The organism is Nocardia acidivorans NBRC 108247 (assembly GCF_001625085.1).
Lineage (GTDB): Bacteria > Actinomycetota > Actinomycetes > Mycobacteriales > Mycobacteriaceae > Nocardia > Nocardia acidivorans.
Genome location: NZ_BDAW01000124.1, coordinates 1 through 13,135, shown reverse-complemented (window position 1 = coordinate 13,135; position 13,135 = coordinate 1). Strand labels below are relative to the sequence as shown.

Genomic DNA, 13,135 nt, shown 5'->3' with positions numbered 1-13,135 from the left:
CCCTGCGGTCGCGGCGGCGGGTAGCCGCCGGGGCCGGGTTGCGAACCGCCACGCTGGGGGCGGCCGCCGTGCGGTCCGTCGTCATAGGGCGATGTCACAGCCTGGCTCTCCAATAACTCTCGATGCTTACGGTCCTAGCCTGGGTGGCGTGGCGGAGCTCATGCGGCAGTGCGCCGCGTGCGGGCACGGGTGTACTCGCGAAATCAGCAGTCGGCGCGGCCCTTCACTCGGCCGCGCGGCGGCGGGTGCCGGTTCGGCGACGCCCGGTCGGAGCCGGAGCCTGGCCTGCCACATAGGACTGCACCAGGTGATTCCAACTGCAGGTCCGGCACACCTCGACCACATGAACCGAGAACTCCTCGCGCGTCTCGGCCAACCGGATCAATTCCTCCGGGGTGCGCGCGGACCCGGAAGCCGGTCCCAGCCCGTCACCGTAGACCCACGATACGAGAGTCAACTGCTCTTTTCGGCAGATGGGGCATGTGACCTCGCTCCCGCGCCCATGGAATTTCGCCGCACGCAACAGGTACGGATTCGCATCGCACACCGACGAGACATCCACGCGTCCCGCGTAGACGTCGGCCAGCAGCGACCGGCGCCGGAGCGCATAGTCCACTACCTGCCGCTGTATTCGCACGCGACCCAGAGTACTTGCGGTGGCGCACCGGCCGCACGCCCCAGATGGACTCTCAGGGTTCCGTCAGGCGGTGCATGCGCGCGAAATATATCGGCGCGATATAGTTTGGAACTGCATCCATCGGTTAGATCTGCAAATAACAGTCAGGAGGGGGTGAGGCCCGATGCTCGAACTGGCAATCCTCGGGCTGCTCCTCGAATCTCCGATGCACGGCTACGAACTGCGCAAGCGGTTGACCGGACTGCTCGGCCCGTTCCGGGCCTTCTCCTACGGGTCGCTCTATCCGACCCTGCGGCGCATGCAGTCCGATGGCCTTATCGCGGAAGAGATTCCACCGGGGTTGACCACACGCCGTGCGCGGCGCGTGTACCAGCTGACTGACACCGGCCGGGAGCGCTTCGCCGAACTCCTGGCCGATACGGGACCGCAGAACTACACCGACGACGGCTTCGGCGTTCATCTGGCCTTCTTCAGTCGCACCCCCGCGGAGGCGCGGATGCGAATTCTGGAGGGGCGGCGGAGGCAGGTCGAGGAGCGCCGAGAAGGACTGCGGGAGGCGATCAAACGAGCCAGCGGGCAACTGGATCGCTACACCCGCCAGCTCCATCAACTCGGTCTCGAATCAAGCGAGCGCGAAGTGCGCTGGCTCAACGAGTTGATTGCTGCGGAGCAATCGACGAAGGCGGCACCACAGAAAGAGGGAAATAGCGGCCATGAGTGACATCAACACCGAAGTACGGGTGGCCATCGTAGGTGTGGGTAACTGTGCGTCTTCCCTGGTCCAGGGTGTGCAGTACTACAAGGACGCCGACGAGAACGCGACCGTGCCGGGCCTCATGCACGTCAAGTTCGGCCCCTACCACGTGCGCGATGTGAAGTTCGTCGCCGCGTTCGACGTCGACGCCAAGAAGGTCGGCTTCGATCTCTCCGACGCCATCTTCGCCAGCGAGAACAACACCATCAAGATCTCCGACGTGCCGCCGAGCGACGTCACCGTGCTGCGCGGCCCGACCCTCGACGGCATCGGCAAGTACTACGCCGAGACCATCGAGCTCTCCGATGCCGAGCCGGTCGACGTGGTCAAGGCGCTGAAGGACGCCAAGGTCGACGTTCTCGTCTCCTACCTTCCGGTCGGTTCCGAAGAGGCCGACAAGTTCTACGCGCAGTGCGCCATCGACGCGGGCGTGGCCTTCGTCAACGCGCTGCCGGTCTTCATCGCCTCGGATCCGGTGTGGGCGCAGAAGTTCGTCGACGCGGGCATCCCGATCGTCGGCGACGACATCAAGTCCCAGGTCGGCGCGACCATCACGCACCGCGTGATGGCCAAGCTGTTCGAGGATCGCGGTGTGCAGCTCGATCGCACCATGCAGCTGAACGTCGGCGGCAATATGGACTTCAAGAACATGCTCGAGCGTGAGCGCCTGGAGTCCAAGAAGATCTCCAAGACCCAGGCCGTCACCAGCAACCTGAAGAAGGATCTGGGCGAGGGCAATGTGCACATCGGCCCGTCCGACCACGTCGGCTGGCTGGACGACCGCAAGTGGGCGTACGTGCGCCTGGAGGGTCGCGCCTTCGGTGACGTTCCGCTGAACCTGGAGTACAAGCTCGAGGTGTGGGACTCCCCGAACTCGGCCGGCATCATCATCGACGCCGTCCGCGCCGCCAAGATCGCCCTCGATCGCAAGATCGGCGGACCGATCGTTCCGGCCTCGGCCTACCTGATGAAGTCCCCGCCGAAGCAGCTGGCCGACGATATCGCCCGCGAGCAGCTCGAAGCGTTCATCATCGGCGCCGAATAAGCCTGTCGCCGAGGCAACTCGGCACAAGGTGAGGGAAACCCGGTCGAGCCACTGGCCCGACCGGGTTTTGCCGTTCCGTGCTCAGTCCGACGCGCGCGATGAGGCGGCGGTACAGCGTGGCGCGCGAGACGCCCGGCTCCGCACCGAAAAGCGAAGCCGCCTCGCGATCCGATCGCGGGGCGGCCCTTTGCTTTTCGGTGCGGCGCCGGCGGTTAGTCGAGTGAGACGTAGACCTCGACGGAGGTGGGGCCGGTGTAGCGCTCGATCTCGGCGGTGTGCGAACGGGTGATGGTTCCGGCGTTCTCGGCCTTGGCGACCTTGGCCCAGGCGGTGCGGAGCAGGTCGTAGGGCTTGTCGGAGACCACGAACTTGGCGTAGCGGCCGGTGGGGATGCGGGTGAGCACATCGCCGGTGTCGAGCTGGCTCAGATCGGGGAGTTCGTAGCCCAGCACGGCCACCGCGTGATCGTTCTGGCCGATATAGGCGGCCACGCGTTCGACCTTCTTCTCGCGAGCGAGATAGCGGTCCCAGGTGAAGTTGACCAGATCCAGATCGCGTGCGGTGACCTCGCGCCCCGCCAGCGGGATGGTCAGCCCGCCGACGAGGAACGCATCGAGGGTGATGATCTCGAAATCCACAGCCCCTACCCCTCCGCGCCGGGATGCAGCGCGACGAAAACCTCCACGGTCCGGGAGTCCGGATACCGTTCGAAATCCCCGGTATACGCCCGGGTCAGCGTCCCCGAGGCCTCCAGATCCCACACCATGCGCCAAATGGAGGCGATGGTGTCGCCCAGATTGTCGCCGCTGCGGGTGAATTGCGCGAAGGTGCCCGCCGGGATCCGCGCCAGCACATCGCCGGGCAGCAGATCGTCCAGGGTTTCGCAGCGGTAACCGACGATATGGGTCAGATAGGAGCCGATCTCGGGCGCGTGATCGACATACGCGGTCGCGGGTGGTCCGGGCAGGCTGCGGGCGAGGTTCTGTTTCCAGGCCTCCTCGACCTTCGCGCGGCGCGGTCCTTCGACCGCGAGCGCCGGGCTGCGTAGCACCGTTCCGGCCACCAGCGTCTCCGGGCGTTCAACTACATTGAAATCCACCGGCGTCGCCCCTAAGTCTCGTGCTGTCTCCGACCCCACCCTGCTCCCAACCCGCATCCTGCCACCGACGTCCGGAGTCGATGGCACCGGTGGCCTTTTCCACAATATCCGTGGCCGGGGGCGGATGGGTCCGGTAGTCGGGATTCATGATCAACAATGCCGCCGCCGGGTGCGCATCAGCCCGGCACCGGAATGCTCAGGCCGGGGAAGATCTCCACCTGGCGTGGCGCGGGGGCGGGCGGGATGATCACCACCGGCTCCTGCTGCGCCCCCGGGCCCGGATTCAGAATGTCGTAGTTCCCGGTGCCGGGAGCCGCGCCGGGCAGGTCGCCCGGATTCGGGAACTGTTCCACCGGCGAGCCCTCCAGCGCGCCGTCCATGGTCTGCTTCCAGATATCGGCGGGCAGGCCGGAGCCGTAGACGGCCGCGCCGCGCGCGGTTCGAATCGGTTGTGACTGTTCGGTTCCCACCCACACCGCGGTGCAGAGCGAGGGGGTGAAGCCGACCATCCAGGCATCCTTGTTCTGCCCGGTGTCACCGAGCTGGGTGGTGCCGGTCTTGGCCGCGGACGGCCGCCCCGCGAGATTGTGATTGTTCGAGTACCCGGCGATGGGCAGCATGGCCTGCGACACCGTATCGGCGATGGTGCTCTGGATGCGCTGTTCACCGTGCTGCGGATCGGCCCCGCGATCCAGCAGCACCCGGCCGTCGCCGGTCACCACCTTCTGGACGAAATACGGCGCGTGGAACGCGCCCGAGGCCGCGAGTGTCGCGTACGCCGAGGCCATATCGATCGGCCGCACCGAATACGCGCCGAGCACGATGGACGGCAGCGGCGGCCCGCCGTCCTCGGTGAGCGATTTACCCGCCACGCCCGGGATCTGCTCCGGGATGCCGGCCTGATGCGCCGCGTTCGCAATGGCTTTCGGACCCTCGAACAATGCCTGGGTGAGCCGGTAGAAGCTGGTGTTGAGCGAGCGTTTGAACGCCTCGCCGAGGGAACAGGTGCCGCAGGACTCGCCGCCGACATTCTGGATCTTCTCGCCGTTGACGGTGAGCGGTTCACTCTCGAGCTTGTAGGACAGCGGAATTCCCTGTTGCAGCGCGGCCAGCACCGCGAAGGTCTTGAAGGCCGAACCGGTTTGCAGCGGCGCCTGGGCGAAGTCGAATCCGATGCCGTCCGGTCCGCCGTAGTAGGCGCGCACCGCCCCCGAACGCGGATCGATGGAGACCACGGCGGTGCGCAGTTCACCGGGCTGCCCGCCCATGACATTGCCGACCGCGCCGAGCGCGGCCTGCTGGGCGCGCGAGTCGATGGTCGTGAAGATTTGCAGCGCACCGGTATTCAGCTCCTGTTCGCTGATTCCGGAGGCGCGGAGTTCACGCAGCACCTGGGCGCGGATCAGGCCCTCGGGTCCGCGTGGAATGCTGTCGTCCACCGCGGTGGCGGGGACGATCTCGGGAAACTGGAGGGCGGCGCGGTCGGTGCGACTCAACTTGCCCATCTCGACCATGCCATCCAGCACATATGCCCAGCGCGCCCGCAACTGCGGCAGATGCGTCTCCGGATCCAGGATGGACGGGGTGCGGATGACCGAGGCCAGGACCGCGCCCTCGGCCAGGGTCAGCTCCGGTGCGAGTTTGGCGAAGTACGCCTTGGCGGCGGCGGAGATGCCGTACGCGCCGCGACCGTAATAGATGGTGTTGAGATATGCCGCGAGAATGTCGTCCTTACTCCACTGCTGGGACATCTTGGCGGCGATGATGAGCTCGCGCATCTTGCGGCTCAGGGTTCGCTCGGAGCTGAGGAAGGCGTTCTTCACATACTGCTGGGTAATGGTGGAGCCACCGCCCGCGTCTTCCTTGCCCATCAGATTGTCGCGCGCGGCGCGCAGGAACGCCGAGGTCGAGTAGCCGGGATTGGTGTAGAAGTTCCGATCCTCGGCCGAGAGCGCGGCCAGGCGCACCGGTTCGGGAACATCGCTGAGCGGCACCGGGATTCGATTGCCCTCGGGCGGCACCACCTTCGCGATGACGGTATTGCCGTCGGAGGTGAGGATGGTGGCGATCTGATTGGTCTGCACCGCGGACGGATCCGGAATCTCCGCGCTCCAGTAGGCGAGGCCGAGCAGCATGGCCGGGAGCACCAGGAAGATGACGATCAGGGTGCCGATCACCCGGCGGATGCGCTGCCCGCGCGAGCGCGGCGGTCGGGTCGGGGAGCCGGGCTGCGCCGGGGGTTTCCCGCGCCGGCGCGGTGTGCTGTGCGCGGACTGCTTGGGCAGGGGAGTGGTCGGGGGCTCGTTCCACCCCGCCATGGTGGCGTACGGCGCCGGTTCGGTTCGACGCCGTTTGCGGGACGAGCTCACGATCATCTCCTTCCGGAGCGTCGAAAAAGCTTGTGTTCGTCAAAGCGCCGCAGGCGCGGCGCGACCCATGCTAATCGACGCAACCGTCAGGATCAGGACTTCACGCCGCCCGCGGTCAGACCCGAGATGATGCGGCGCTGGAACAGCAACACCATGATCACCAGCGGAATCGTGACGATGGTGCCCGCCGCCATGATGGCGGCGTACGGCTGTACGAGCGGATTGTTCCCGGAGAACCGCGCCACCGCGACCGTGACCGGTTCGGTCTTGTCGCTCGACAGCAGTCGCGCCAGCAGGTATTCGTTCACCGCGGCGATGAAAGCCAGGATGGCCGTGGTGAATACGGCCGGTGCGGCTAGCGGCAGCATGATCAGCCGGAAGGCCTGGAACCGGGTCGCGCCGTCGATGCGCGCGGCTTCTTCGAGCTCCCAGGGCAATTCGGTGAAGAACGACGCCAGGATGTACACGGTCATGGGCAGCACGAACGAGATGTTCGGGATGATCATGGCCTGGTAGTGCCCGATCCAGCCCAGATCGGTGAAGAGCTGGAACAGCGGGGTCACCAGCACCACGACCGGGAACATGGACGCGCTCAGAATGAGTCCGGAGACCACGTACCTGCCGTGGAAGGTCAAGCGCGCCAGCGCGTATGCGGCCATGACGCCCAGCACCAGCGCCACCACGGTGGTGGCCGCGCCGATGATCACGCTGTTCATCAGCGCGCGCCCGAAGTCGTTGCCACGACTGGTGTCGAAGGCGTCGCGGAAATTGTCGAAGGTGACGTGCGTGGGCCACGGCGTGTTGTCGAAGGTGTAGGCCGGATCGCGCAGTGCGGTCACGACCATCCAGTAGAACGGTCCCAGACCCCACACCAGTACGATCAGCGCGCCCAGGTAGACGCGGCCCGAGGCCAGCCGTTTGGCCCACGGAACCGGCTGCGGCGCACGCTCTTTCACGGCGGTGGCGGGTGCCTTGCTCATATCGATGCTCATCAGTGCGCCTCCCGCTGCTCTTCCTGGGTGCGAACCGCGTTCGCGCCCAACACCTTCACCAGCAGGAACGCCACCGTGAAGATGAGGAAGAAGGTGATCACCGACAGTGCCGAGGCGCTGTTCGCGCCCTGGCGCACCTGATCGACCACCAGCATGGAAATGGTGCGCGTGCTCGGATTGGACTGGGTCAGAATGGCGGGCAGGTCGTACATGCGCAGTGCGTCCATGGTGCGGAACAGCACCGCCACCAGCAATGCGGGCTTGAGCAGCGGCAGCGTGATCTGGGTGAAGCGCTGCCGGGCGGAGGCGCCGTCGACGCGGGCGGCCTCGTACACATCCTCCGGAATGACCTGCAGCCCGGCCAGAATCAGCAGCGCCATGAACGGGGTGGTCTTCCACACATCGGCGATGATGACCGCGAAGCGGGCGGGCCAGGCGTCGGCGGTCCACAGGATATGGGTGCCGAGGACCCGGTTCACCACGCCGTCGTACTGGAACATGAACTCCCACAGGCGCGCGGTGACCGCGGTGGGGATGGCCCACGGAATCAGCACCGCGGCGCGCAGCAGGGCGCGACCCTTGAAGGTCTTGCCCATGATGACGGCCATACCCAGCCCGATGGTGGCCTCCAGCGTCACGGTCACCATCGTGAACAGCAGGGTGACGCCGATGGCCATCCAGAACTGCGAGCCGAGATTGCCGGTGGGGCAGTCGACCGTCGCGCCGAGCGAATCGGTGCACTGCTGCAGCAGCCAGTGCTTGTAATTGTCGATGCCGGCGCCGCCGCCTTCGACGAACATGCCGGTGGCCTTGTCGATTCCGGCGTCTTTCTGGAAGGACATCCATACCGCGCGGACCACCGGATAGCCGACAACCACGGCCAACGCGAGCAGCACCGGTGTGACGAACAACCAGGCGCGCCTGGATTCGGCGAACCCCGCCCGCAACCGGCCCATACGGGAGACCGGTTGCGACGGTTCGGAGTTCGGGGACGACTTGGTCAGGTCGGGCGTCGCGACATCGGTCGCTCCCGAAGGACGTGACACCGTTTCTCTTCTCCTACGGGGACGGACTCGTCGGACTACGAACCGGCGGTCTCGATGCCCTTCTGCATTCCGACAATGGCGTCGTCGACGGACTTCGTACCGGTCAGCGCAGCATATGCGTTGTCCTGGATGGCCTTCGACACCGCCGGGTAGAACGGGGTGACCGGACGCGGCACCGCGGAGGCGATGGACTCCTTCAGCGCGGGCAGGTACGGCATCTTGGCGATCAGGGCCGGATCGTCGTACACCGAGGCGCGCACGGACGGCAGCGCGCCCTGGGCGACGATGTGCTGGGCGTCCTCGCTGATCAGGAAGCGCAGGAAGTCCAGTGCGGTGGCCTTGTTCTTGGAGTACGTGCTGATGGCCGCGTTGTAACCGCCCAGGGTGGAGGCGCCGACGCCGTCCTTACCGGGCAGCGGGGCGACACCGAACTTGTCCTTGACCGCGGAGGCGTCCGAACCCGCGTCACCGAAGGACGACGGCCAGCCGCGCATGAACATGAGCTTGCCGCTGACGAAGGCGTTCTGCGATTCCGGCTCCTTGAAGGAGATGGCTTCCTTCGGGATGTCGCCGTTCTTGTACGCGTCGACCAGGGTCTGCAGACCCTGGCGGGCCTGGGCGCTGTTCACCGTCGGGGACTTGCCGTCCGCGCCGACGAAGCTGCCGCCGAAGGCGTTGATGACCTCGGCCGCGTTCACGGTCAGACCCTCGTAGGGCGCGAACTGACCGGCGTAGCAGCCGATTCCGGCTTCCTTGGCCTTCGGGCACAGGTTCAGCAGGTCGGTCCAGGTCTTGGGCGGCTCGGGGGCCAGATCCTTGCGGTAGAACAGCAGGCCGCCGTTGGTGTTTCGCGGCACCGCGTACAGCGTGCCGTTGTAGCGAGCCGATTCGACCGGCGGCGACAGCAGGGTGGAGGTGTCGATGGCGTACGAGTCCTTGAGCGGCTGGATCCAGCCCTTCGCGGCGAACTCCGCGGTCCACGGCACGTCGAGCGCGACCACGTCGTAGTCGGCGGACTTGGCCTGCAGATGCTGCTTCAGGTCGTCGTACTGCTGGGAGGCGTCGTTGGACTGCTCCTTGAACGTCACCTTCTCATCCGGGTGCGCGGCGTTCCAGCGCTCGATGAGCTGCTTGACCGCACCGGTCTCGGTGGTGTCCTTGCCCTCGACGTAGGTGATCGGCCCGCGCCCATCGAGATTCTGCGAGGTGGCGTTGCTCCCCGAATCGCTGGAGCAACCCGCGGCGAATGTCGCGGTGAGCAGCGCCGCCGAGGTGAAAGCCACCGCGGCGCGCGGGACGAGCGACGATCGTAGGGACGACACCTTCTTCAAAACCATCGCGAGTACTCCAGGGTCGAGACGTGAGCGGCGGCACACTCAGCCGGTTGCACAAGGGAAGATACATGGTGGATGTTCCCCGTGCCGGTACTACCTCGGTCTTCGCACCCCCGTGCGGTAGCTCCCGGTCCCGGGACATCCGATCATCGGCCCAGCTAGGCTCGGTGCCGATGTCTTCTCAGGACAAATTACTCACGCGTATCGGCGGGCTGCTGCGGCAGGCCGAATCGACGGACAACGAGCACGAGGCCGAGGCGTTCCTGGCCGCGGCGCAGAAACTCGCCACCCGGTCCTCGGTCGACCTGACCGTGGCGCGGGCGCATATCGCCGGCCGGGAGCGGCGGCCCACGCCGATACAACGGGTGATTCCGATCGGCGAGCCGGGTAAGAAGGGGTTGCGCACCTACGTGCAGCTTTTCGTGGCGATCGCCGCCGCCAATGATGTGCGCTGCGATGTGGCGCGTTCCTCGACGACGGTCTACGCCTACGGGTTCGACTCCGATATCGACACCTGCGAAGCGCTGTACGGCAGTCTGCTGGTGCAGATGGTGCGGGCCTCGGATCAGTACATCAAGTCCGGGGCGTACAAGAGCGCCACCACCGAGAAGCTGGTCGCCGAAACCCGTTGGGGCCGAACCGTCCAGCGACGGGTGCAGGCCCCCGTCGCGGCGGTCACCGCCCGGCTGAACTTCCAGATGGCCTTCGCCGCCCGGATCGGACGGCGGCTCGCCGAGGTCAAGACCGAGGTCGAGGCCGAGGCGGTGCGCACCGAAACCGTCTCCACCGGAACGGCTCTGGCATTGCGCAACAAGGAGCTGGAGTTGACGGACTTCTACTCGAGCACCTCCGAGGCGCGCGGGACCTGGCGCGGGCCGCAGGCCTCGGCGGGCTATTCCGCCGCCGCGCGCCGCGCCGGGGATCGCGCCGGTCGGGCCGCGCGCCTGGGCACTTCTCCCGAATTGGGTTCCGCGCGTGGGCAATTGCCCCGCGGAGAAGGCTGATGTCCGCCGTCCGTGACTCCCAGCGGTCACAGGTGTACGACGCGGAGATGCTGGTGCGCGGGGTTTTCGAGCGCGCGGACGAGTTCGGGGCGCGCACGGTGGAGGTGCTCGGCTCGCAGGTGACGCTGCCGGTGGAGCGGAAATTCGCCTCGGTGGCGTCCGTGCAGAACTATGTGGATCGGGTGCTCGCGCTGAATTGGGTTGCCGCCCAATGGAAACAGGCTGCCGTTCCGGTCACCGTGCGGGCTCGGTCCGGGGCGAAGGCCGCGCACTACGAGGCCGACGACGCCGTTCTGGCGGTACCGCTGCACCTGCACGGAAGTGCCTGGGCGCTGCGCGAATTGGTGATCCTGCACGAACTCGCACACCACCTCGATCCCGATCACACCGGCACCGCACCGCACGGACCCGAATTCTGCGGCCGCTATATCGAACTCGTCGACGGCATCATCGGCCCGGAGGCCGCGCTATTGCTGCGCACCACCATGTACTCCTGTGGCGTACGCATCTCCTGAAATGAGCTTGCGAGGATCGGATTTCGATGACATTATCGATTCCATGATCTCCTTCAACGGAAAGGCGGCCACCGCCTCGAAGCGGTGACCCCGGTCGCCTCCCCGCGTCGGCAGCGAGCCAGCGGGAATTCTCTGCAAGAACAACTCGAGCGCGTGGAATACGCCTGCCGATTACGCGACGACTGGTTACGGGTGGGCCTGTCCACCGAACCCGCGGATCGAGATGCCGCCGAGCATGCCGTCACCGCGCTGTATCGCCTGGCAGGAGCGTCAGCGCCCGAATTCGTCTGGGCGCCTTCACCCGCGGCCGCGGTAGCGCTGCTCCGAGACGGTCCGCACGGTCCACCGGGTTTCGTCTATCCGCCGACCAATATCCCCTTCCGGAGTTGGCCTTTCTCGCAGCGTCTTTCCGGTGCGAAATACAGTATGCGGACGCGATTGACCGCATTGACCGGCTACGAGTCCGAATCCTGGAATTCGCGATCGAAAATAACCGATGAGGACTGGGCGGCCAAGACGCCGCTCGAATTGCTCACGGCAGGTGCGACCGTGCGGCGGATAGTCGATTTCATCGTGCATCGGCCATTGCGGAAATCATTGCGCGACAACCTGTATCACCCGATGCGGGCCGAATTCCTGGGTTCGGACGACCGCCGTCCGGAGGCTCTCGGCTACGAGCAGTACGACACCTGGACCGTCGCCTTCCACGAGCTGTGCCGGACAGCGGGATTCGCCGAATACCGGCCGGACGACGCATACCACCTGGAGCAGTGGGTGCGGCTGGCCCGCGGTGCGGGCTGGTGGTGGCCCGGACAGCGCCGCTGTGTCATGTCCGAACGGCCGACCGTACTGCGCACGGTGCCGGTGCCGCATGCCGGCCACGGGGAGGTGCGATTGCATTGCCCCGACGGACCAGCAGCCGAGTTCGCCGATGGCGCGACGGTATTCGCGCAGGCGACGGCCCATCGGCCGCCCTCCCGCAAGTCCGGGGCAGGGCATTGATCGCCGACTGAGCCCCGGCTCAGGGCAGTAGGTTCGCTACCCGCTCGAGGCGCTGCCGCCACCACCGCACCCGCTCCGGGTCGGGGTGGCGGTAGCGCTCGAGCAGTTCCGGATCCGGAACCGGCGGGACGGGGGGAACCGTGAGGTATCCGTCCACCGGTCGCACTGATTCGGCGACCAGATCGCCGGTGAACAGCGACAGCGTGTCCAGTCCGCACGCGAAGTCCAGCTCGGGAAGCGTTGCCGCCAAGGCGATCTGGGCCGACAGCCCTACGCTGGTCTCCAGCGCCGAAGAGACGACGCACGGCAATCCCGCCGCCTCGGCGACCTGTAATGCCCGCCGAACCCCGCCCAGCGGAGTGCATTTCAGCACCGCCACATCGGCCGCCCCCGCGACGGCGACCCGCAGCGGATCCTCGGCCCGGCGAATGGATTCGTCGGCGGCGATCCGCACGGTCACCCGTCGCCGCACCGCCGCGAGTTCTTCGATGGTCGGGCACGGCTGCTCGGCGTACTCCAAACCCCCTGCGGCCCTGTCGATCAACGTGATCCGTTCGACCGCGGTCTCCACATCCCACATCGCATTGGCATCGATGCGCACCGCACCCGCCGGGCCGAGCGCCTCGCGGGTCGCGGCGACCCGATCCAGATCCTCCGCGAGCGAATCCGGATGATCGGCGACCTTCACTTTGGCGGTCCGGCAACCGGACGCGGCGACGATCTCGCGCGCGCGATCGGGACCGACTGCGGGGACAATGCAATTCACCGGAATCCGGTCCCGCACCGGTTCCGGCCATCCCGTCGTCGCCTGCTCGACGGCGGTGGCCAGCCAACTCGCCGCCTCCCGATCGTCGTATTCGGCGAAGGCGCAGAACTCACCCCAGCCGCGCGGACCGGGAATCAACATGCCCTCCCGCACGGTGATGCCGCGAAATCGTGTGCGCAGGGGAATCGCGTAGACGATCGCGGCGTCGAAGTCCGGTGCGGGGGTGCTGTTCGTCATCAGCCCGCAGCCTACCCACCGCCGTCGAGTGCATCGGTGCGATAACGGAGTGGCGGTCGGCTCGTCACCCGGCGAGAATGCCGGAATAGACGATCGACCGGGGGAGCCCAGTAACCATGTACCCACCTAATGAACCGCATCGGCCCGGTCCGGACGGTGCGCCACCGCATTCCGGACCCGGCCGCCCGCCGGGTGATCCGGCGCAGGCGCGGCAGCAGGGCGGGCCGCCACCGAATTCGAGTGGTCCCGGGTATCCGCCGGGGCCGAGCGGTCCCGCACCGCAACGCGGACCGGGCGGGCCGATCCCGCCGCGCGGACCCGGTGGTCAGGTGCCG

The 13,135-nt window shown here is 66.8% G+C and carries 13 protein-coding genes and 1 pseudogene; 6 read left to right on the top strand and 8 right to left on the bottom strand.

Features of this window, described 5'->3' with window-relative positions:
• Positions 1–223 precede the first annotated feature (223 nt).
• Complete coding sequence (locus tag NA10_RS34555; RefSeq protein ID WP_084515684.1) at positions 224–637, bottom strand: DUF5318 domain-containing protein; 414 nt, start codon at positions 635–637, stop codon at positions 224–226.
• Between the two features lie 163 nt (positions 638–800).
• Here NA10_RS34555 and NA10_RS34550 point away from each other — a divergent pair, with 163 nt between their 5' ends.
• Both NA10_RS34550 and NA10_RS34545 read left to right on the top strand, forming a co-directional pair.
• A complete protein-coding gene (locus NA10_RS34550) occupies positions 801–1,358 on the top strand; it encodes a PadR family transcriptional regulator (protein ID WP_067574917.1) in 558 nt (185 codons plus the stop codon).
• On the top strand, positions 1,351–2,436 hold the full coding sequence (locus tag NA10_RS34545) for an inositol-3-phosphate synthase (protein ID WP_067574916.1): 1,086 nt from the start codon (positions 1,351–1,353) through the stop codon (positions 2,434–2,436). Before NA10_RS34550 ends, NA10_RS34545 begins: the two co-directional genes overlap by 8 nt.
• Before the next feature lie 212 nt (positions 2,437–2,648).
• Here the strand turns inward: NA10_RS34545 and NA10_RS34540 are convergent, their stop codons facing one another.
• From NA10_RS34540 to NA10_RS34515, 6 genes are all read right to left on the bottom strand, one after another.
• Complete coding sequence (locus NA10_RS34540) at positions 2,649–3,074, bottom strand: GyrI-like domain-containing protein (RefSeq protein ID WP_067574915.1); 426 nt, start codon at positions 3,072–3,074, stop codon at positions 2,649–2,651.
• 5 nt (positions 3,075–3,079) lie between these two features.
• The gene (locus NA10_RS34535) at positions 3,080–3,535 is read right to left on the bottom strand and encodes a GyrI-like domain-containing protein (RefSeq protein ID WP_067574914.1); all 456 of its coding nucleotides are present in this window, start codon (positions 3,533–3,535) and stop codon (positions 3,080–3,082) included.
• A 176-nt stretch (positions 3,536–3,711) separates the two neighbouring features.
• Positions 3,712–5,910, bottom strand: coding sequence for a transglycosylase domain-containing protein (locus NA10_RS34530; RefSeq protein ID WP_084515683.1), 2,199 nt, complete (start codon positions 5,908–5,910; stop codon positions 3,712–3,714).
• A gap of 86 nt (positions 5,911–5,996) precedes the next feature.
• Positions 5,997–6,896, bottom strand: coding sequence for a carbohydrate ABC transporter permease (locus tag NA10_RS34525; RefSeq protein WP_084515682.1), 900 nt, complete (start codon positions 6,894–6,896; stop codon positions 5,997–5,999).
• Positions 6,896–7,852 carry a carbohydrate ABC transporter permease gene (locus tag NA10_RS34520; RefSeq protein ID WP_067574913.1) on the bottom strand — a complete coding sequence of 319 codons (957 nt, stop codon included), beginning with the start codon at positions 7,850–7,852 and terminating at the stop codon, positions 6,896–6,898. The genes NA10_RS34525 and NA10_RS34520 overlap by 1 nt, the downstream gene beginning before the upstream one ends.
• Before the next feature lie 125 nt (positions 7,853–7,977).
• A complete protein-coding gene (locus NA10_RS34515) occupies positions 7,978–9,279 on the bottom strand; it encodes an ABC transporter substrate-binding protein (protein WP_067574912.1) in 1,302 nt (433 codons plus the stop codon).
• A gap of 170 nt (positions 9,280–9,449) precedes the next feature.
• Between NA10_RS34515 and NA10_RS34510 the strand changes: the two genes are divergently transcribed.
• The 3 genes from NA10_RS34510 to NA10_RS34500 all read left to right on the top strand — a co-directional run bounded on the left by NA10_RS34510 (position 9,450) and on the right by NA10_RS34500 (position 11,797).
• The gene (locus NA10_RS34510; RefSeq protein WP_067574911.1) at positions 9,450–10,280 is read left to right on the top strand and encodes a DUF2786 domain-containing protein; all 831 of its coding nucleotides are present in this window, start codon (positions 9,450–9,452) and stop codon (positions 10,278–10,280) included.
• Complete coding sequence (locus tag NA10_RS34505) at positions 10,280–10,795, top strand: TIGR04338 family metallohydrolase (protein WP_067574910.1); 516 nt, start codon at positions 10,280–10,282, stop codon at positions 10,793–10,795. Before NA10_RS34510 ends, NA10_RS34505 begins: the two co-directional genes overlap by 1 nt.
• A 153-nt stretch (positions 10,796–10,948) precedes the next feature.
• On the top strand, positions 10,949–11,797 hold the full coding sequence (locus NA10_RS34500; RefSeq protein ID WP_157556972.1) for a DUF6745 domain-containing protein: 849 nt from the start codon (positions 10,949–10,951) through the stop codon (positions 11,795–11,797).
• A gap of 19 nt (positions 11,798–11,816) precedes the next feature.
• Here NA10_RS34500 and NA10_RS34495 read toward each other — a convergent pair whose 3' ends face one another.
• On the bottom strand, positions 11,817–12,800 hold the full coding sequence (locus NA10_RS34495) for an o-succinylbenzoate synthase (protein WP_067574908.1): 984 nt from the start codon (positions 12,798–12,800) through the stop codon (positions 11,817–11,819).
• Between the two features lie 116 nt (positions 12,801–12,916).
• Between NA10_RS34495 and NA10_RS38365 the strand changes: the two are divergent.
• Positions 12,917–13,135, top strand: a pseudogene (locus NA10_RS38365) (hypothetical protein); the annotation flags it as partial.

What these genes read in the sequence shown, in the direction of transcription:
- NA10_RS34550 (WP_067574917.1), top strand. Translation starts at nt 801, where the DNA reads ATGCTCGAACTGGCAATCCTCGGGCTGCTCCTCGAATCTCCGATGCAC.
- NA10_RS34545 (WP_067574916.1), top strand. Translation starts at nt 1,351, where the DNA reads ATGAGTGACATCAACACCGAAGTACGGGTGGCCATCGTAGGTGTGGGT.
- NA10_RS34530 (WP_084515683.1), bottom strand. Translation starts at nt 5,910, where the DNA reads ATGATCGTGAGCTCGTCCCGCAAACGGCGTCGAACCGAACCGGCGCCG.
- NA10_RS34525 (WP_084515682.1), bottom strand. Translation starts at nt 6,896, where the DNA reads ATGAGCATCGATATGAGCAAGGCACCCGCCACCGCCGTGAAAGAGCGT.
- NA10_RS34520 (WP_067574913.1), bottom strand. Translation starts at nt 7,852, where the DNA reads ATGGGCCGGTTGCGGGCGGGGTTCGCCGAATCCAGGCGCGCCTGGTTG.
- NA10_RS34515 (WP_067574912.1), bottom strand. Translation starts at nt 9,279, where the DNA reads ATGGTTTTGAAGAAGGTGTCGTCCCTACGATCGTCGCTCGTCCCGCGC.
- NA10_RS34510 (WP_067574911.1), top strand. Translation starts at nt 9,450, where the DNA reads ATGTCTTCTCAGGACAAATTACTCACGCGTATCGGCGGGCTGCTGCGG.
- NA10_RS34505 (WP_067574910.1), top strand. Translation starts at nt 10,280, where the DNA reads ATGTCCGCCGTCCGTGACTCCCAGCGGTCACAGGTGTACGACGCGGAG.
- NA10_RS34495 (WP_067574908.1), bottom strand. Translation starts at nt 12,800, where the DNA reads ATGACGAACAGCACCCCCGCACCGGACTTCGACGCCGCGATCGTCTAC.